This is a genomic window from Pseudomonas sp. PMCC200344, assembly GCF_030053095.1.
GTDB classification, from domain to species: Bacteria; Pseudomonadota; Gammaproteobacteria; order Pseudomonadales; family Pseudomonadaceae; genus Aquipseudomonas; species Aquipseudomonas svalbardensis.
Window position 1 is genome coordinate 3,855,003 of the sequence record NZ_CP125618.1, and the last position, 18,148, is coordinate 3,873,150.

The following is an 18,148-nucleotide window of genomic DNA, read 5'->3' on the forward strand; positions in this document are numbered from 1 at the left end:
AACATCAACTATTAAAACGCAACGATCAGAATCGATCGCTTATTGGCGGCTCGACATACGTGCGCTCGTCTTTAATTAGCTGAGGTAACTGTGTGTCGTGCCGCGAACCGGCGGCAGGAGCACAGCAATGACCCTTGTAAAAACCGCAAAGAAAACCGCCCAAGGCGCCAGCAACGACAATGCCAAACTGTCGATGCGCGCCGCCCGGGAAGCGCAGAACGGCCTGGCCGTCACGCTGACCAACCTCAACGCCACCACTGATGGCCTGACCGAATTCGAAGCCCAGGGCCGCCTCGCACGCAACGGTCACAACGAAGTGGCCCACGACAAGCCGCCTCACGCCCTCATCCAACTGCTCAAAGCCCTGAACAATCCCTTCATCTATGTGCTGCTGACCCTGGCCGGCATCAGTTTCTTCACTGACTACTGGCTGCCGATCAGGAACGGTGAAGCGGATGACGCCGACCTGACCAAGGTCATCATTATCATGACCATGGTCAGCCTCAGCAGCCTGCTGCGGTTCTGGCAGGAATACCGTTCGGCCAAGTCCGCCGAAGCCCTCAAGGCGATGGTGCGCACCACCGCTACCGTGCTGCGCCGCGAGCACAAGGACGGCAAATCGGTGCTGCGTGAAGTGCCGATGCGTGATCTGGTGGCTGGCGATATCGTTCAGTTGAGCGCTGGCGACATGATCCCGGCCGACATCCGCCTGATCGAATCCCGCGACCTGTTTATCAGCCAGGCTGTGCTGACCGGTGAAGCCTTGCCGGTCGAGAAGTACGACACCCTGGGCAATGTGGCGCAAAAGTCCGCCACCAGCACCGCGCCAGATCAGTCGAACCTGCTGGACCTGCCGAACATCTGTTTCATGGGCACCAACGTGGTCAGCGGCACGGCCAAGGCTGTGGTGGTGGCTACCGGGGCTCGGACTTACTTCGGCTCACTGGCCAAAGCCATCGTCGGCTCGCGGGTGCAAACCGCGTTCGACCGTGGGGTGAACAGCGTCAGTTGGTTGCTGATCCGCTTCATGCTGGTGATGGTACCGATTGTGTTCCTGCTCAACGGCTTCTCCAAGGGTGACTGGGGCGATGCGTTCCTGTTTGCCCTGGCCGTTGCCGTTGGCCTGACCCCGGAAATGCTGCCGATGATCGTCAGTGCCAACCTGGCCAAAGGCGCCATGGCTATGGCCAAGCAAAAAGTGGTGGTCAAGCGCCTCAATGCGATCCAGAACTTCGGTTCGATGGACGTGCTGTGCACCGACAAGACCGGCACCCTGACCCAGGACAAGATCATCCTCGAACACCACGTCGACAGCCACGGCCGGCGCGACGATTCGATCCTCGAACTGGCGTGGCTCAACAGCCATCACCAGAGTGGTCTGAAGAATCTGATGGACCAAGCCGTGGTGCAATTCGCCAACGTTAATCCAACGTTCCGTGTGCCGTTCGCCTACAGCAAAGTCGACGAATTGCCGTTCGACTTCGTCCGTCGGCGCCTGTCGATCATCGTCAAGGACAGCCGCGACGATCACCTGTTGGTGTGCAAGGGCGCGGTCGAGGAAATGCTCAGCATCGCCTGCCACATCAATGAAAGCGGCCAGGTGGTCGCGCTGGATGCACAGCGACGCAAAGACTTGCTGGCCCTGGCCAACGAGTACAACGAGGACGGTTTCAGGGTACTGCTGGTTGCCACCCGCGAAATCCCGAAAACCCAAAGCAAAAACCAGTACAAAACCGCCGATGAGCGCGACCTGGTGATTCGCGGCTTCCTGACCTTCCTCGATCCGCCAAAGGAAACTGCCGGCCCGGCCATTACCGCACTGCGCGACATGGGCGTGACGGTCAAGGTGCTGACCGGCGACAACGCCGTGGTCACCTGCAAGATCTGCCGTGAAGTCGGCCTCGATCCAGGCACGCCGCTGCTCGGCCAAGACATCGAGCACATGGACGACACCACCCTCAAGCTGCGGGTCGAAGAACGCACGGTGTTCGCCAAGCTGACACCGCTGCAAAAATCCCGGGTGCTCAAGGCGCTGCAAGGCAACGGTCACACCGTGGGTTTCCTCGGCGACGGCATCAACGACGCCCCGGCGCTACGCGATGCCGACGTCGGGATCTCGGTGGACAGCGGCACGGACATCGCCAAGGAGTCGGCGGACATCATCCTCCTGGAAAAGAGCCTGATGGTGCTCGAAGAAGGCGTGCTCAAGGGCCGCGAAACCTTCGGCAATATCATGAAGTACCTGAACATGACCGCCAGCTCCAACTTCGGCAACGTGTTCTCAGTGCTGGTGGCCAGTGCGTTTATTCCATTTTTGCCGATGCTGTCGATCCACCTGCTGCTGCAAAACCTCATGTACGACATCTCTCAGCTGACGTTGCCGTGGGACAAGATGGACAAGGAGTTCCTGCGCAAACCGCGCAAGTGGGATGCGAAGAACATCGGTCGCTTCATGCTATGGATCGGGCCGACCTCGTCGATCTTCGACATCACCACGTTTGCCCTGATGTGGTACGTGTTCGCCGCCAACAGCGTGGAAATGCAGAGCCTGTTCCAGTCTGGCTGGTTCATCGAAGGATTGCTGTCGCAGACGTTGGTGGTGCACATGCTGCGCACCCAGAAGATTCCGTTCTTCCAGAGCACGGCTGCATTGCCGGTGATTCTCGCGACCGGCGTAGTGATCTGCCTGGGCATCTACATCCCGTTCTCGCCGCTGGGCGCGCTGGTCGGCCTGGTGCCGTTGCCATGGGAATACTTCCCTTGGCTGGTGGGTACTTTGCTCAGCTACTGCGTGGTGGCGCAGACCATGAAGACGATCTACATCCGCCGGTTCAAGCAGTGGTTTTGATCGCCTGAACACCACCAATCCCCTGTGGGAGCGAGCCCGCTCGCGAAGGCTGCGGGTCAATCAACATCGATGTTGGTTGACAGTCCGCTTTCGCGAGCAGGCTCGCTCCCACAAGGGACATGCGTTAACCCTACCGAAAAAAGGAGAGTTCTCATGTCGGGAACGACTCTACTGATCAACCTCGCGGGCGCCATTGCATTGTTGCTGTGGGGCACGCACATGATTTCTTCGGCGCTGTTGCGCGGCTTCGGCACGCCACTGCGCCACTGGATGGGCCGGCACCTCAACCACCGCTGGCTGGCCCTACTCGCGGGCATCGGCATCACCGGCGTCTTGCAAAGCAGCACCGCCGTCAGCCTGATGGCCACCTCGTTCACTGCCGCCGGCACCCTGGGCCTGGCCCCGGCGCTGGCGGTGATGCTCGGCGCCAACATCGGATCGACCCTGGTGGTGCAGCTGCTCAGCGCTGACATTTCGATCCTTACACCCATCGTTTTACTGACCGGCCTGACCGTCTTCCGGCTGCGGGATGACTCGCGTTTCGAGAGCGTCGGCTGTGCATTGATCGGCCTGGGGCTGATGCTGATGGCCCTGCATATGCTCGGCTCGACACTGGCCGACGTGGAAGGCACGCCCGTGTTCCAGCTGATCATGCAAAGCCTCGACGGCGACCTGCTGATTGCGCTGCTGGTAGCGCTGATCCTTACCTGGCTCTGCCATTCGAGCGTGGCCGTGGTGCTGCTGATCGTGTCCCTGGCCGCCACCGGAATGCTCTCGGCAACGACCATCGTCGCGCTGGTGCTCGGGGTGAACATTGGCGGTGCGTTACCGTCGGTGATCAATGCCGGCTCGAACATCGGCCGACGCCTGCCCCTCGGCAATCTGCTGGTGCGGGCCTTGGGCGCGGCAGTGGTGTTGCCCTTGGCCGGGTGGCTAGCTTCGCTGAATCTCGACCCGGCGGCGCGGGTGGTTTACCTGCACACCGGCTTCAACCTTTTGCTGGCGCTGGTGTTCATCGGTTTCACCGAGCCCATGGCCAGACTGCTGACTCGCCTGTTGCCGGAGCCGGCGCGGGATGTCGATCCGGGCATGCCGCGCTACCTCGACGAAGCCGGGCTGGAGGTGGCCAACATCGGCCTGTCCAACGCCTCCCGCGAAGCCCTGCGCATCGCCGACATGCTCTCGGCCATGCTTGAGCGCACGCTGCAGCTGTTCCATACCTCGGCGCCGGCCTGTGCCGATGAGGTGCGGCGCATCGATCAATCCACGGACCTGTTGAGCGCGGCGATTCGCGCCTATCTGGCGGACATTGGCCAGGAAGGCATCAGCGACAGCGATGCCGATCGCGCCCAGGAAATCCTCACGTTTGTGATCAACCTCGAACACGCCGCGGACATTCTTTCCGCCAGCCTCACGGAGTTGGCCGTGCGCCGCTTGCGCCGCGGTGAACACTTTTCGGTGTTCGAGTTGCGCAACATTGCGCCGTTGCACGAGGCGCTGCTGGAAAGCCTGAGCCTGGCGATCACCGTGTTCCTGCGCGAAGACATTGCCACCGCGCACCAGTTGATCAGTCGCAAGGAGAGCGTCCGGCGACTCGAAGCCGACGCCAGCCGTCAGCACTTTCGCAAACTGCAGGAGGACAAAAACACCTGGGCTGAATCCGGCGACATCTTTCAGCGCGTGCTGCGTGACTATCGTCGGGTACACCACCACATCGCCGCCCTCGCCTATCCGCTGCTGGAACGGGCGGGTGAGCCGTTGGGCGATGATCAGGCCAAGGAGGCCTCGCCATGCGCGTCCTGATATGTGCCGGCCGCCATTACGCCGACAGCCGCCAATGCCGCCGCGTGCTCGACGCCTTCCAGCGCCTGCACCCGGTGCAGGTGCTGATCCATGGCGGCAATCAATACCTGGGCGCCGACATCGAGGAATGGGCCCGTGAACACGGCGCCGACATCGTGCGCTACCCACCCAACTGGCAACGCCACGGCAAACTGGCCGAACGCCTGCGCAACCACTTCATGCTGCACGACAGCCGCCCCGACGTGGTCATCGCCCTGCCCGGCGGTGAAGACACTGAAGAACTGGTCGCACAGGCGCGGGGGAAGGGTTTGCAAACGTTATCGGTAGCGGATTGGGGCTAAATCCAGATCTGTCTGTAAAAGAGGAGCCGTGTGGGAGCGGCGAGGGGTTGAGTTTTTTTCAGAAGCAGGCGTTGGACTGATAACGCTTCGGCAGGGAACTCCTGACGACCGCCACGCGTCCTACAGATGTGGTACTTCCTTTTTTTGCTTCACGCTTTCAGAGGACACCGTCATGCGCCGTCTGATTATCATCTCTTCACTAGTGCTTTGTTTGCCCGTTGGTTCAGCCATGGCCGATGTAGATGCAAAAGATGTCGCCACCTCGGCTGGGGTATCCGCATCGCTGTACTCGACGTTCAAGGATGACAAACGGGTGATTCCGGCCCGAGATGACGCCTCCAGCTTCGTTGCCAGTGGCGGCGCGATTCGTGGTGTTTATCTGGAGTCGTACTTAAAGCAGATTCGTCTGGAAAATCCCGGCCTCAACGCCAGCGACGAAGACCTGGCCAGAGCAATCCTCGTCCAGCAAGGCGTAGCTGCGGATCAATAAATGCTGAAAAAGTAGCGGTGGGGCTTGCGGCACCCGGATAGTGTTTGCAGCCCTACCTTGCTTCAGCACCCGTGGATAATCGCGCCCAACCCGCCACCAGTTGCGCGCTGATGCTCACGCCGCCGCACACCACAATCACCACATCATGGGTTTCGGCAATCGCCGGATGGTTCAGGTATCCAATCGCCAACGAAACGCCGCACGCCGGCTCGACCAACTGACGCAGGTCGTTGGCGTAACGCACCACGCCCATGATCGCCTCGTCATCGCTGAGCACCACGCACTCGTGGGGGAAATCGAGGATGTGCTGCACCGGCCAGGCGGCCACCAACGTAGCGCCGAGCGACCGGGCGACCGTATCGATCCGGGCAAATATAACCGGATGTCCAGCACTGACAGCGGCGGCAAAAGACGCAGAACCCTGGGTTTCACAGGCGATGATCCGGCAGTCCATGCGCTTGTGGCGGATCAATCCGGTGAGAATCCCCGCCAGCAATCCTCCGCCCCCTACCGACATCACGAGCGCATCGACCTGAGGGCAATCCTCGAGGATTTCATCGACCATCGTGCTGTGCCCTTCCCACAGCACCGGGTGATCGAAGGCTGGCACGTATTCGGTGTCCGCGCCCTGCGCGAGTTCCTTGGCCCGTAGATTGGCTTCGTCCCAGACCTTGCCGTGGACGATCACCTCGGCACCGGTTTTCCTGATCCGTGCGCGGGTGGTTTCCGGCGTGGTGTTCGGCACCACAATGCAGGCTTTCAACCCCAGTCTGGCGGCAGCCACGGCGGTGGCGAACCCGGCGTTGCCGCCGGAAGGACAGATCACTTTGCGTTTCCCTTGCGCCGCCGCCTGGCTGCACAAAAGCCCAATACCGCGAAGTTTGAAGGAGCCGCTGGGCTGCAGGTTTTCCAGCTTGAGCCAGATTCGTCGGGCTGGGGTCGACAGGTCTGGATGCAGAATCAAGGGCGTTCTGATGTGAAGCATGGAGGTGCTCCTTAAGGGTGAACGGTCCTAATCCAAGCTTAGTTCACCCTGCCCGGCGGCTACCGCTTCAGCGATAACGCGGTGCTGCCGTGGAGTTGCCGAACAAGCCTGACAGCGTCTGGCGCTGGGCTTCGTAGGCGTCCCACTGGTCGCCTTGGTGCAGGCCCGGAATGGTCACCACTTCGCCTTGCGCCAGGCCCTTCAACGCGGCATCGACCATGTCCTGGGCAGACATCACGATCTCTTGCGGCAGGTTTTCCACCGGGTTGCCGGCCTCGCTCCAGAAGTCGGTGGCGGTAGCGCCGGGCAATACGGCCTGGATATGTATGCCTTTGTCGGCCAGCTCGCGGTGCATCGATTGGCTCAGGCCGAGGACAAACGCCTTGGTCCCGCCATACACGCCGTTGAGAATTTCCGGGGCGATGGCAACGATCGAGGCGATATTGATCACAGTTCCGGTGCCACGGGCAACGAAGCCTGGCACCACCGCGTAAGCCAGGCGCATCAACGCGGTCACGTTGAGGGTGATCATGTCTTCCATGTCATCCACCGGGCTGCCGAGCAAAGGCATGACAGCGCCGACCCCGGCGTTGTTGACCAACAGGGTGATACTGGCGTCGGAGCGTAGAATTTCTTCGACCCGCCGCAAGTCGGCCTTGTCTTTCAGATCAGCGGCAACCACTTCCACGGTGCGACCGGTTTCGTTACTCAGGTGGTTGGCCAGGGCGTTCAATTTCGCCTGGCTGCGGGCGACCAGAATCAGGTCGTAACCTTGCCGGGCGAGACGGTCGGCATACACCGCGCCGATGCCCGAAGAAGCGCCAGTGATCAGAGCGGTACCTTTGGATGAGAGAGCCATGTCGATTTCCTTCACAGTGAGGCGATAACTTCGCCGGGTGTGAACCGTTATAAAGGGTCTAACGCCCGTCTCAAATGACGTTTAAAGTACGTTTTTCGGACATCACCTTTTGAGGACATCTCGATTACTTCCGTCGCATTTGTAGTGTTTGAAGGGTTCCAGTCCATGGCGCTGGCGGCCATGCCGGTGTTCGAGTACGCCAATTTCAGCGCTGGCGAAGCGCTTTATGACGTCAGCGTATTGTCTGAAGACGGCCGCACATTGCGCGCTTCCGGTGGGCTAAGCGTCGGCACCGAGGCCTTTGGTGAGCGGGTGTTCGACACGGTGATCGTGGTGGGCGGCGATGCCATCCTCGAGCAGGCGCCCGAGGGCGTACTGAACTACCTGCGCGCAAACGTTAAAACCGCACGGCGCACGGCGTCGATCTGCTCCGGGGCGTTCGTCCTGGCCCAGGCCGGTTTGCTCGACGGACGGCGGGCCACCACCCATTGGGCTTATGCACGGGAGCTGCAAGCGCGGTTTCCGTCGATCAAGGTCGAAGAAGACCGCATCTACGTCATCGACGGTTCGATCTGGACCTCCGCCGGGATGACCGCCGGCATCGACCTGGCGCTGGCCATGGTGGAAAAGGATCACGGCGCCGCGCTGGCCCGTTCCGTGGCGCAGAAACTGGTGATGTACCACCGCCGCGCGGGCGGCCAGTCGCAGCACTCGGCGCTGCTGGAACTGGAAGCGAAATCCGACCGGATTCAAACCGTCCTCGGCTATGCGCGAGAACACCTCACCGAGACGTTGTCGGTCGAGCAACTGGCAGACGTCGCGCGCCTCAGCCCTCGGCAATTCAGCCGGGCTTTCCGGGCGGAAACCGGTCAATCACCGGCCAAAGCCATCGAGAACCTGCGCCTGGAAACGGCGCGGCAGATGCTGGAACGCGGGCGCCTGACTCTCGATCAGATCGCCGAAGAGTCCGGCTTCAGCGACTGCCGCCGCATGCGCGAAGCCTTCCTTCGGGCGTTCGGGCAGCCGCCGCAGGTGATTCGGCGTAATGCCAGGGCCGGGTTGAACGCGTGAGGGGCGCCGGGCCTCTAAACTGAAAAAAACAGACGAGGTGCTTATGAAAATCTCGACCAAACTGGCGTTTTTCGCCGTTGTTTCCACCCTCGCCTACCTTGGGCTCGCGGTGTGGGGGCTTGGCGGATTCTCGGCGTTTTTCTCTCATGGACCGTTGGTGGTCATTGTGTTGGCCGCTTTGGTGATGGCCATCGCGTCCTTGTTCACTGAGGTCAACCTGAGTTCCGGTGAACGTGAAGACCGGGCCAATCGTTGGGTGCTGCCGGCGTTCGGGGTGATTGGATTATTGAGCGGGTACCTGCCGGCCTACACCGACCGGATCGATTTCTGGACCTTTGGTGGCGAAGGTGTGCGCTGGCTCGGGGCATTACTGTTCATCATCGGCGGCACGCTGAGGTTGTGGCCGGTATTTGTGCTGGGCAAGCGTTTCAGTGGACTGGTGGCGATTCAGCTGTCTATCAATATGCCTTCAAAATAAAGATCATCAAGACAGTTACTCCCACATTAGATTGCATGCAGGCGGATTTTGTCGTCTTGATCCACATGGGCGACGACCGACTCATAGCTGGCGAGCGTGGCGTGCGGAGTCTGGAGCGGATGGTCGTGGGTTTCGGTCACCACGATCAGGCCAGCGCCCGCCGCCTCGGCGGCGAGAATGCCCACGGTGGCGTCTTCGAAAATCAGGCAATCGGCCGGTTCAACGCCCAAGCGCTTGGCCGCCAGTCGATAACCCGCGGGATCAGGCTTTCCGACACTGACGTCTTCGGCAGTGACCATCACCAAAGGCTGCGGGATACCCGCCGCGGCCATCCGCCGCAGCGCCAATGCCTTCGGCGCCGAGGTGACGATCGCCCACTGGTTGGCGGGCAGCGACTTCAGGAAATTCGCCGCGCCAGGCACCTCGATAATCCCCTCGACATCCTCGATTTCCGCCTCGGTGATGAACGCCGCTTCAGCCTCGGCATCCACGCCGGGCAACGCCAGACGATTGATGGTGTCGATGGCGCGAACGCCATGGATGGTGGGTAGGAAGGAGTCGACATCGACGCCGTGGCGCAAGGCCCAGGCCGCCCAGATCCGCTCGGCAGCGGCGATGGAATTTAGGACGGTGCCATCCATATCGAACAGAAAAGCGCAGTACGGGGTATTGAAGACAGATTCTTGAACAGACAAGGGGGAGCTTCCTCTCGCAAGTGCCAGGCGGGTTCGCCGAGCAATGTAGCATTTGCGAGGGAGCTGCCGAAGGCGGCCCGTGCCTTCGGAAACGCCTGCAGAGGATTTCGTTGCTAAGCGGGACGCAGTGCCTCAACGGGCGGGGTGCCGTAGCATGTCGCACCAAGTGTGCCGATTCTTGAAATGTAGGCCTGCCACAACGCGCATCGTGACAGGTTGTAGTGGTCTGATGTGCCGCAGGTTTTACAGGGTACGTTTTGACTTCAAGGCACCTTCCACACAGTCCAGCAACTGCCCAAGCGCCCACGGTTTCTTGATGAACGACACCGAATGCCTGACCCCGGCGCTTTCCGGCGTTTCGAAACCGGACATGATCATGATCGGCTTGTCCGGCCAACGGTCGCCAAACAGATTGGCCAGGTCCGCGCCATTGAGTTTGCCCGGCATGGTGATGTCCGTCAGCAATAGACGGACGCCTTCGGAGTGTTGTTCCAGATACTTCAACGCGGCATCCGCGCTGGCCTGCGGTTCAACCACAAAGCCTTCGTCCTGAAGAATTTCGCAGAGAAACTCCAGAATCAACGGGTCGTCCTCAACCACAAGAATCAACCCGCCAGGAAGGTTATTGCCCGCCGTCGATACTGGACTCATGACCGTGACACTCCCTGATTGCCTAAATGATTTCGCGGGCTTAAATCCGCTACCTATCAGGTATGAGCAGCGGACTTCGCGGAAATTCATTTTGATGTAATCGGGCAATGAATCAGGCGCCATACAGCGCTGTATGGGCGCCTGCAAACCAGGGTCTGGCCTCGAAGGAGGGTGTTGGGATCAGTACGACGGAGCGTCTTTTTTCATGGCGTCCTTGGACATCGCGTCCTTCTTCATTCCGTCCTTGGACAGGGTGTCTTTCTTCATCGCGTCCTTGCTCATGGAATCCTTGGTCATGGCGTCCTTTTTCATCGTGTCTTTGTGCATGGCGTCTTTAGACATTGAATCCTTGCTCATGCTGTCGTTGCTCATGCTGTTATTGGTTGTAGCATCGGCGGCAAACACGCTGGCGGTGCCAAACGCCAGGCACATGGACAGTACGGTGGTCGCTAACTTTTTCATGATGAAACTCCTTGAAGCACAGGTTGCGAATGAGCGCAGCGGGTGCCGCGCAGTGAAGTGGCCAGGCGCCATCAGCTACCACCGAACCAGTTGTAGCCCTGGTCTTCCCAGTAGCCCCCCGGATAGGTGTTAGTGACGAACATCGCCTGAATATGTTTGGGATTCTTGTAGCCCAGCTTGGTGGGCATGCGCAGCTTCATCGGGAAGCCGTATTCGCGAGGCAGCACCGCGCCGTCATAGGTCAGCGTCAACAAGGTTTGCGAATGCAGTGCGGTGGCCATGTCGATGCTGGTGTAGTAGTCGTCCGCGCATTTGAAGCCGACATACTTGGCATCCGTGTCGGCACCGACCCGCTTCAGGAAGTCGCTGAACCGTACGCCGCCCCAGCGCCCGATCGCGCTCCAGCCTTCGACGCAGATGTGTCGGGTAATCTGTTCGGTCTGCGCCATGGCTCGCAGCTCTTCGAGCCGCCAGCTGCGCTTGTCCGCGACCATGCCGGTCACTTCCAGTCGATAACTCGCCTCCTCCACCGTCGGCGCCTCGTCGATGCCGTAGAAGGCATTGAACGGAAACGGCCGGGTGATCATTGACTCGGGATAGGTCGGCGCCAGGGTATTGGGGTTGAACAACCAGCCCTGCACCCGATCGTTGAACCGGGACATGGAGGACAACGCGGTTTCGACGCTCTCGTTGTCGGTGAGGTTGCAGCCGGACAACATGGCCACGCCGCCAAGGGTCAGGCCGCGCATCAGGAACGAGCGTCGTGAGCGGTCCTCGATCTGCGGTGCAATGATTTTCCTGGCATCCGTCAGGATGGACGACTCGTCCAGCCCTGAGCCTTCGATGCGCTTTTTCATACGGGCTCCTTGCGACCGACAATCATCGCCCACAACGTTTTTGGAACCAGCGCGACCATCACCAGATGAACCGCTACAAAGGCCACCAACAGCGCCATCGCGATGAAATGCACGTGCCGTGCGCCTTCGTAACCGCCCAGCAGTTCACGCAACAGCGGAAACTGGACGGACTGCCACAACACCAGCCCGGAAATCACCAGCAGCGTGATGTCGACCATCACGAACAGGTACGCCACCCGTTGCACCTGGTTGTAATGACTCAGATCGGCATGCCCCAATCGCCCTCGCAACCCCGCCCACAGGTCATGCAGGACACCTTTAGGCGAAACCGGGAAAAAGCGCCGTGTCAGACGACCACTGACGAGGTTGATGATCAGGTACACAAGACCGTTGACGGCCAGAAGCCACATCGCCGCGAAATGCCATTGCAACGCCCCGCCGAGCCAGCCACCCAAGGTGATCGTTTTGGGAAAACTGAAGTCGTACAGCGGGGAAGCGTTATAGATTCGCCAACCGCTGGTGACCATGACCAGCACCGCCAGGGCGTTCAGCCAATGGGTCAGCCGTAGCCAGCGGGGATGTGTGCTGACCGTGGGTGAAGCAGGTAACTGCGACATGATGGGCTCCCGGCGGTTGATCGTTGGTGCCGATTATGTGAGCCGATAGATCGCCAAATCCTCACGTAAAGTTAAATTAAACGTGATAACTCCCCCCCAATAACCGGTGGTCCGCCCTTGGCTCAATTGTGGTTAAAATGCCGCCCCAACAAATTGCTGGCCCTGCCCGATGAACGCTGACGCTCTATCCACCCTCCACGCCCATTTAATGACGGCCCTGGCAGCGGCCCCCGCCGAAACCCGCCGGCTGTTCCACGGCCGTGGCCGGCGCTGGCCGGGGCTGGAGCAATTGACCGTCGACTGGTTGCAAGGCGTGGTGCTGGTGTCGCTGTTCAAGGAACCCGAAGCGTCGCAGCTGGAAGCGTTGAAACAGAAGCTGATGGACGTCACGCAATCGCCTGCGTGGACGCAATCCGGCGCGCACACGCTGTTGCTGCAACATCGCTACCTGCTGCAAAGCACGACCGAGTGGCTGTTGGGGGACGCAATCGACGAGATGACGATCACCGAGGGTGGTCTGCGTTACCGGGTGGACCTGGGCCGCAAACAGAACACTGGCCTGTTCCTCGACATGCGTTACGGCCGCGACTGGGTGCGGGCCAATGCCCAGGGCAAGCGCGTGCTGAACCTGTTCGCCTACACCTGCGGATTCTCGGTAGCGGCCATCGAAGGAGGTGCCACGCACGTGGTCAATCTGGACATGTCCAGCCCGGCCCTGAGCCGTGGTCGCGACAATCACCGGCTCAACGGCCACGACTTGAGCAAGGTGACGTTCCTCGGTCATGACCTGTTCAAGTCCTGGGGCAAGGTGATCGGCAAGGGCCCTTACGACCTGGTGATCATCGACCCGCCGTCCTTTCAGAAAGGCAGTTTTCTGCTGACCAAGGACTACCAACGCGTGCTGCGCCGACTGCCGGAATTGCTCAGCCCTCAGGGCACGGTTCTGGCGTGCATGAACGATCCGGCGTTCGGTCCGGACTTCCTCATCGACGGCGTCACCCGCGAAGCACCGAGCCTGCGTTTCGAGCAACGGTTGGACAATCCGCCGGAGTTTGCGGACGCCGATGTTGAATGCGGGTTGAAGGCGCTGGTGTTCAGGCTGGAGGATTGAGCACCAACGCAAACAACTCACCATGCCCATTCACATTGAGCTTGTGATAGAGATTGCGCCGGTGCACCTTCACCGTCTCCGGGGAAATGCCCATCTGCTGGGCGATGGCCTTGCTTGAGAAGCCCTGAAGAATCAGGCGCGCCGTTTCGATTTCCCGCACTGACAGACGCGCGTCGAAACGATCCAGCAGGGTCGCCAGATCCCCGGCCACCACCTCGGTTGCCGGTCCTTCCGGTGGCATCAATTGCAGGTGACGGCGCATCGCCGCCAGCACCCAATCGCGCACGCAGAGCAGACGGCCCTGTTCCTCAAGCGTGAATCGCGTCGAGCGTCCCAACGACAAACCGAGCACGGCGCCATCGATGTTGACCATGAATTGCAACTCGTCACCGCCCACCACGCTGCGGAAGTAGCTCAGGTAATACTCGCTCTGCTGGAACTGGTCGGGGGCCACCGATTCGAGGCTGTGCAAGCCGTCGGTAATGCCGGCACAGGCGGCCTGATAAAACGGATCGAGCAGGTACATGCCGGCGCTGTAATCCGCCAGTTCTTCTTGCTCGGCAGCACTGCCCTTTGAGTCGAAGTCGATCAGCAGGCGCGGCACCCGCCCGGCCCGCATCACCGCGACCAATGCGTTGTCCAGCGGCACCAGCAACCGCAGGGTGTCGACCAGCGCACGCCAGAAGCTGTCCTGCCCCAAGGCACCAAATACCCGCGCCAGCCCTTGGTGCACCGGTAACTCTTTCAACAACGCGTCCACGCCCTACCCCTTTCGAGTAACCCATGATGGGAATGGGTGAGTCCACTCCCTGCCGATACGCTGCAAGCACCTGATCATCACCGGCCTGCAGCAGGCCAGGAGTGCCGCATCATGAGTCGTCACCGCTCGTATATCAATCTTGGACTGGGCGCCTGTTTGTCGGTCTCTTTATCGGCGATTGCCACCGAGGGCCCGACGGTTCACGTCTACAACTGGTATGACTACATTGGCCCTACGACCCTGCAGGATTTCAAGCGTGACACCGGGATCGCGCCGGTCTACGACACCTTCGACAGCGCCGAAGTGCTGGAAGGCAAATTGCTCACCAGCCGCAGCGGATACGACGTGGTGGTGGCCAGCAACTTCAGCTTGCCGACCCTGATCAAGGCGGGCGCCCTTGCGCCTCTGCCCCACGCTCAGATGCCTGACTTCAAAAACATGGACGCTGATCTGTTGGCGAAACTGGCCAACAACGACCCGGGCAACCAGTACGCCGTGCCCTATCTGTGGGGCACCAACGGCATCGGCTACAACATCGACAAAGTCCGCGCGGCGCTGGGCGACAAGGCGCCGGTGGGTTCCTGGGACTTGGTGTTCAACGAAGAAAACCTGGCCAAACTCGGCCAGTGCGGCGTAGCCATGCTCGACTCACCGGCCGAAATGCTGCCAGTCGCCCTGCACTACCTCGGCCTGCCACCCAACAGCACCAACCCCGAGGACTACAAGAAGGCCGAAGCACTGCTGCTCAAGCTGCGTCCGCACATCGCCTACTTCAATTCGTCCAAGTTCATCAGCGACCTGGCCAACGGCAACATCTGCGTGGCGGTGGGTTGGTCCGGCGCGATGCTGGAAGCCAAGACCAATGCCGAGCAGGCGAACAATGGTGTGAAGATCGCCTACAGCCTGCCGAAGGAAGGCGCTCCGGTGTGGTTCGACACACTGGTGTTGCTCAAGGACGCGCCACATCCGGAACAGGGTTTGGCCTTCATCGACTACCTGATGCGTCCCGAAGTCATCGCGCCGGTCAGTGATCACCTCTCCTACCCCAACGGCAACCGCAGCGCGACGCCACTGGTGGCCGAAGCGACCCGCAACAATCCTGCCGTGTATCCGTCGGCCGAAGCCATGGCCACGTTATTCACCCTTCAGCCTCTGCCGCCCGCCACCGAGCGCGTGCGGACGCGGATCTGGAGCAAAGTCAAAAACGGTCAATAAACCCAAATGACCGACAAATGACCGTCAGCCAGGTGAAAGCCATGTGGGAGCGAGCTTGCTCGCGATGAGGCCATCACATTTAACACTGATGGCGACTGACCCAACGCTATCGCGAGCAAGCTCGCTCCCACAGGTTCCGCGCCCAACCTGGCCCACTTTTTCTGCCACGAGATGAGAGAAACGATGAAACCACGTGCCCGCGACCTGAACATCCAGTTAGGCCAACTGCAACCCGGCCCACTCAACGCCATCACCGATGTGCCCGGCGTACGAGTCGGCCACAGCAATGTGCGAGGACGCACCGCGAACGGCCGCGACATCCTGACCGGCGTCACCGTGATCGAGCCGCGTGCCGGTTCCACCAGCCTGCAACCGTGCTTTGCCGGCGTCCATGTGCTCAACGGCAACGGTGATGCCACGGGTCTTGAGTGGATTCGCGAGGCCGGCCTGTTGACCAGCCCGATCGCCTTCACCAACACCCACAGCCTGGGCGTGGTGCGTGATGCGCTGGTGACGCTGGATCGTCAGGAGCAACCCGATGACGGGCGACTCTACTGGAACATGCCGGTGGTGCTGGAGACCTTTGACGGTTTGCTCAACGACATCAACGGTTTCCACGTGAAGCCTGAACATGTGGCCGAAGCCCTGCGCACGGCGCTGGGTGGGCCAGTCATTGAAGGTGCCGTCGGCGGCGGCAGCGGCATGATCTGCCACGAATTCAAGGGCGGAATCGGCACCGCTTCGCGACGTCTGAGCAGTGCTCAGGGCGGCTGGACCGTCGGCGCCATCGTCCAGGCCAACCATGGCATCCGCAACGAATTGCGCGTCGACGGTTACCCGGTCGGGCGTTATATGGAAAAGGCTGACTCGCCGTTCCTCAAGGCGTCCTTGCCGCATCCTGGCATGGGCTCGATTGTCGTCTGCCTGGCCACCGATGCGCCGTTGCTGCCGCACCAGTGCACGCGCCTCGCGCAACGCGCCAGCCTCGGCCTGGCCCGCACCGGCGGCGGCAATGAAGACCATAGCGGTGACATCTTCATCGCTTTCGCCACCGGTAATCAGCACGTGCCGCCTGCCGCTTACGAGAGCAAACGTGCGCCGACCACCGACAACCTGAGCATGGTCAACAACGACCACATCAGCGAGTTGTTCCTGGCCGCAACCGAGGCGGTGGAGGAAGCGATCATCAATGCCTTGCTCGCCTCCGACACCGCCGAGGGCAATGGCCATGCGGTACCGGGGCTGGATGCCGGGACGCTGCTCAACGCCTTGCGTCGGGCGGGTTGGCCGGGTGAACAGGGCTAATAGGATTGAGGTGTCTGGAGGCCGCAAAGAGCTCGCGACCGAGGCTTTTCGCGGCGTCCTGGTGCACCGCTGGGTCCCGAATTTCCGATTCGAGCAGCAGCTCGGACGTCACCACCCGCGCACCGCAATAATCAAAAATCCCATGATCAATCTGCGTCTTCATGGCCTCGGCATAACCGTGCCGGGCGTAGGTTGCAGCGTCGGCACCGCCCACACCGATCAGGTGAACCCGCAGGTGGCCAAGCTTCTTCTCCAGCTTGGCATCCGCCGTGAAATCGAACGCCCAGCCGTTGGCGAACACCCGATCAATCCAGCCCTTGAGCAGTGCCGGCATCGACCACCAGTAGACGGGATAAACCAGCACCACCGCATCGGCGCGGTCTATCCGCGCTTGCTCGGCAATCACATCAGCAGGAGGCGGCGCTTCCCGGTGATGCACCGCCAGATCAGCAGCGCTGAACCTTGGGTCGAACCCTTCGGCCGAGAGGTCGGCGATTTCAACGGTATGGCCGGGATCGTCCAGGGCGATGCCCTGAGCAACTTGCGCAACCAGGCTATGGGTAAGCGAACGAGGATCGTGATGAGCCACAACGATAAGCGCGTGCATGCTGGAAACTCCTGATTGAGAGCACAAGGCGGACCTTATATACTCTTGGTAAGTTACGATCAGTAAGTTACTTTTGGTACATAGTCATGTCAACCACCGAAACAGACGCGCAAGATTCCGCGCCGCTACCGCGACGACGAATGTCCCGGGAGGACCGCCAACGCCAGTTGCTGGACGTCGCCTGGCAACTCGTTCGGGAAGAAGGTACGGACGCGCTGACATTGGGGCGCCTTGCCGAGCAAGCCGGGATCACCAAACCGGTGGTATACGATCACTTCACCACGCGATCCGGGTTGCTGGCGGCGCTCTATCAAGACTTCGATGCCCGGCAGACTGCGCTGATGGATGCGGCGCTTCAGGACAGCGAACCGACTTTACCCGGCACCGCCAGGGTGATTGCTTCGTCGTACGTTGACTGCGTGCTGCTTCAGGGCAACGAGATCCCCGGCGTCATCGCGGCACTGGCCAGCTCCCCGGAACTGGAGAAGATTAAGCGTGAGTACGAAGCGATTTTCCTGAACAAATGCCGAACCGCCCTCGCCCCTTTCGCTGGCGCGGGTGAGATCAAGCCCGCGGGATTGCGGGCGATGCTCGGTGCGGCGGAAGCCTTGTCACACGCCGCCGCGAATGGAGAAATCAGCGCCGTGCAGGCACAGGACGAACTGTACGAAACCATCATCGCAATGGTCGAAAGAAGTGCCCGTGGCGACGCTGGAAACATCGCGAAAACTGACGCCGGACAGATGGATTCGACTAACGGTACTTGAGCGCCAACCCCCAACTTTCTACGATGATTCTACGCAGCCGCTTGTTTGCTCAAGCCGTTGCGTAAGTGGTGAGTGAAATGAACCCCTACCAAGCTCACCACTTGTTTTATGCGCATCTTGAGCCTCGAGGGCTCTACTTCCTCCCCATCAAAGAGCTTTGAGGCTCTTTTTTTATCTGCACGAATTCCAGACACAAAAAAACCCTTGGCGCGTTGTCCGCACCAAG

18 protein-coding genes and 1 pseudogene are annotated in these 18,148 nt (G+C 60.6%); 10 read left to right on the plus strand and 9 right to left on the minus strand.

What is annotated here, in order from left to right; all coding sequences use genetic code 11:
• Window positions 1-127 precede the first annotated feature (127 nt).
• The 4 genes from mgtA to QFW87_RS17580 all read left to right on the plus strand — a co-directional run bounded on the left by mgtA (window position 128) and on the right by QFW87_RS17580 (window position 5,482).
• Window positions 128-2,848, plus strand: coding sequence for a magnesium-translocating P-type ATPase (gene mgtA, locus QFW87_RS17565; protein ID WP_283188376.1), 2,721 nt, complete (start codon window positions 128-130; stop codon window positions 2,846-2,848).
• A gap of 153 nt (window positions 2,849-3,001) precedes the next feature.
• The gene (locus QFW87_RS17570) at window positions 3,002-4,651 is read left to right on the plus strand and encodes a Na/Pi cotransporter family protein (RefSeq protein ID WP_283188377.1); all 1,650 of its coding nucleotides are present in this window, start codon (window positions 3,002-3,004) and stop codon (window positions 4,649-4,651) included.
• On the plus strand, window positions 4,639-4,992 hold the full coding sequence (locus QFW87_RS17575; protein WP_283180745.1) for an SLOG family protein: 354 nt from the start codon (window positions 4,639-4,641) through the stop codon (window positions 4,990-4,992). Before QFW87_RS17570 ends, QFW87_RS17575 begins: the two co-directional genes overlap by 13 nt.
• Before the next feature lie 172 nt (window positions 4,993-5,164).
• A complete protein-coding gene (locus QFW87_RS17580) occupies window positions 5,165-5,482 on the plus strand; it encodes a DUF2388 domain-containing protein (RefSeq protein ID WP_283188378.1) in 318 nt (105 codons plus the stop codon).
• A gap of 52 nt (window positions 5,483-5,534) precedes the next feature.
• On the opposite strand, the gene QFW87_RS17585 is transcribed toward QFW87_RS17580, so the two are convergent.
• Complete coding sequence (locus tag QFW87_RS17585; RefSeq protein ID WP_283188379.1) at window positions 5,535-6,467, minus strand: pyridoxal-phosphate dependent enzyme; 933 nt, start codon at window positions 6,465-6,467, stop codon at window positions 5,535-5,537.
• A 67-nt stretch (window positions 6,468-6,534) separates the two neighbouring features.
• The gene (locus QFW87_RS17590) at window positions 6,535-7,326 is read right to left on the minus strand and encodes an SDR family oxidoreductase (RefSeq protein ID WP_283188380.1); all 792 of its coding nucleotides are present in this window, start codon (window positions 7,324-7,326) and stop codon (window positions 6,535-6,537) included.
• Between the two features lie 123 nt (window positions 7,327-7,449).
• Between QFW87_RS17590 and QFW87_RS17595 the strand changes: the two genes are divergently transcribed.
• Complete coding sequence (locus QFW87_RS17595; protein WP_283190931.1) at window positions 7,450-8,397, plus strand: GlxA family transcriptional regulator; 948 nt, start codon at window positions 7,450-7,452, stop codon at window positions 8,395-8,397.
• Window positions 8,398-8,440: 43 nt separating this feature from the next.
• Window positions 8,441-8,848: pseudogene (locus QFW87_RS17600) on the plus strand (isoprenylcysteine carboxylmethyltransferase family protein); the annotation flags it as partial.
• Between the two features lie 53 nt (window positions 8,849-8,901).
• Here QFW87_RS17600 and QFW87_RS17605 read toward each other — a convergent pair.
• The 5 genes from QFW87_RS17605 to QFW87_RS17625 all read right to left on the minus strand — a co-directional run bounded on the left by QFW87_RS17605 (window position 8,902) and on the right by QFW87_RS17625 (window position 12,157).
• Window positions 8,902-9,570, minus strand: a complete 669-nt coding sequence (locus QFW87_RS17605) for an HAD-IA family hydrolase (protein WP_283188381.1) — start codon at window positions 9,568-9,570, stop codon at window positions 8,902-8,904.
• A gap of 243 nt (window positions 9,571-9,813) precedes the next feature.
• Entirely contained in the window at window positions 9,814-10,221 is a 408-nt protein-coding gene (locus QFW87_RS17610; RefSeq protein WP_283180750.1) for a response regulator, read from the minus strand.
• Between the two features lie 180 nt (window positions 10,222-10,401).
• Entirely contained in the window at window positions 10,402-10,683 is a 282-nt protein-coding gene (locus tag QFW87_RS17615; RefSeq protein ID WP_283180751.1) for a pentapeptide MXKDX repeat protein, read from the minus strand.
• Between the two features lie 71 nt (window positions 10,684-10,754).
• Window positions 10,755-11,540, minus strand: a complete 786-nt coding sequence (locus QFW87_RS17620) for a molybdopterin-dependent oxidoreductase (RefSeq protein WP_283180752.1) — start codon at window positions 11,538-11,540, stop codon at window positions 10,755-10,757.
• Window positions 11,537-12,157 (minus strand): cytochrome b/b6 domain-containing protein, encoded by a 621-nt coding sequence (locus QFW87_RS17625; protein WP_283188382.1) that lies wholly within the window; start codon window positions 12,155-12,157, stop codon window positions 11,537-11,539. Before QFW87_RS17625 ends, QFW87_RS17620 begins: the two co-directional genes overlap by 4 nt.
• 169 nt (window positions 12,158-12,326) lie before the next feature.
• Between QFW87_RS17625 and QFW87_RS17630 the strand changes: the two genes are divergently transcribed.
• A complete protein-coding gene (locus QFW87_RS17630; protein ID WP_283188383.1) occupies window positions 12,327-13,268 on the plus strand; it encodes a class I SAM-dependent methyltransferase in 942 nt (313 codons plus the stop codon).
• Here the strand turns inward: QFW87_RS17630 and QFW87_RS17635 are convergent.
• Window positions 13,252-14,028, minus strand: a complete 777-nt coding sequence (locus tag QFW87_RS17635) for a helix-turn-helix transcriptional regulator (RefSeq protein WP_283180755.1) — start codon at window positions 14,026-14,028, stop codon at window positions 13,252-13,254. The genes QFW87_RS17630 and QFW87_RS17635 overlap by 17 nt on opposite strands.
• Window positions 14,029-14,139: 111 nt before the next feature.
• On the opposite strand from QFW87_RS17635, the gene QFW87_RS17640 reads away from it, so the two are divergent.
• Both QFW87_RS17640 and QFW87_RS17645 read left to right on the plus strand, forming a co-directional pair.
• Entirely contained in the window at window positions 14,140-15,243 is a 1,104-nt protein-coding gene (locus QFW87_RS17640) for a polyamine ABC transporter substrate-binding protein (protein ID WP_283188384.1), read from the plus strand.
• 183 nt (window positions 15,244-15,426) lie between these two features.
• A complete protein-coding gene (locus QFW87_RS17645; protein WP_283188385.1) occupies window positions 15,427-16,548 on the plus strand; it encodes a P1 family peptidase in 1,122 nt (373 codons plus the stop codon).
• On the opposite strand, the gene QFW87_RS17650 is transcribed toward QFW87_RS17645, so the two are convergent.
• Window positions 16,505-17,155 (minus strand): NAD(P)H-dependent oxidoreductase, encoded by a 651-nt coding sequence (locus QFW87_RS17650; protein WP_283188386.1) that lies wholly within the window; start codon window positions 17,153-17,155, stop codon window positions 16,505-16,507. The genes QFW87_RS17645 and QFW87_RS17650 overlap by 44 nt on opposite strands.
• A gap of 86 nt (window positions 17,156-17,241) precedes the next feature.
• Here QFW87_RS17650 and QFW87_RS17655 point away from each other — a divergent pair, with 86 nt between their 5' ends.
• The gene (locus QFW87_RS17655; protein WP_283188387.1) at window positions 17,242-17,922 is read left to right on the plus strand and encodes a TetR/AcrR family transcriptional regulator; all 681 of its coding nucleotides are present in this window, start codon (window positions 17,242-17,244) and stop codon (window positions 17,920-17,922) included.
• The last annotated feature ends 226 nt before the right edge of the window (window positions 17,923-18,148 follow it).

Coding starts and splice junctions, on each gene's coding strand:
- QFW87_RS17640 (WP_283188384.1), top strand. CDS start 14,140: ATGAGTCGTCACCGCTCGTATATCAATCTTGGACTGGGCGCCTGTTTG.
- QFW87_RS17655 (WP_283188387.1), top strand. CDS start 17,242: ATGTCAACCACCGAAACAGACGCGCAAGATTCCGCGCCGCTACCGCGA.
- QFW87_RS17570 (WP_283188377.1), top strand. CDS start 3,002: ATGTCGGGAACGACTCTACTGATCAACCTCGCGGGCGCCATTGCATTG.
- QFW87_RS17575 (WP_283180745.1), top strand. CDS start 4,639: ATGCGCGTCCTGATATGTGCCGGCCGCCATTACGCCGACAGCCGCCAA.
- QFW87_RS17625 (WP_283188382.1), bottom strand. CDS start 12,157: ATGTCGCAGTTACCTGCTTCACCCACGGTCAGCACACATCCCCGCTGG.
- mgtA (WP_283188376.1), top strand. CDS start 128: ATGACCCTTGTAAAAACCGCAAAGAAAACCGCCCAAGGCGCCAGCAAC.
- QFW87_RS17645 (WP_283188385.1), top strand. CDS start 15,427: ATGAAACCACGTGCCCGCGACCTGAACATCCAGTTAGGCCAACTGCAA.
- QFW87_RS17615 (WP_283180751.1), bottom strand. CDS start 10,683: ATGAAAAAGTTAGCGACCACCGTACTGTCCATGTGCCTGGCGTTTGGC.
- QFW87_RS17610 (WP_283180750.1), bottom strand. CDS start 10,221: ATGAGTCCAGTATCGACGGCGGGCAATAACCTTCCTGGCGGGTTGATT.
- QFW87_RS17590 (WP_283188380.1), bottom strand. CDS start 7,326: ATGGCTCTCTCATCCAAAGGTACCGCTCTGATCACTGGCGCTTCTTCG.
- QFW87_RS17585 (WP_283188379.1), bottom strand. CDS start 6,467: ATGCTTCACATCAGAACGCCCTTGATTCTGCATCCAGACCTGTCGACC.
- QFW87_RS17580 (WP_283188378.1), top strand. CDS start 5,165: ATGCGCCGTCTGATTATCATCTCTTCACTAGTGCTTTGTTTGCCCGTT.
- QFW87_RS17620 (WP_283180752.1), bottom strand. CDS start 11,540: ATGAAAAAGCGCATCGAAGGCTCAGGGCTGGACGAGTCGTCCATCCTG.
- QFW87_RS17650 (WP_283188386.1), bottom strand. CDS start 17,155: ATGCACGCGCTTATCGTTGTGGCTCATCACGATCCTCGTTCGCTTACC.
- QFW87_RS17630 (WP_283188383.1), top strand. CDS start 12,327: ATGAACGCTGACGCTCTATCCACCCTCCACGCCCATTTAATGACGGCC.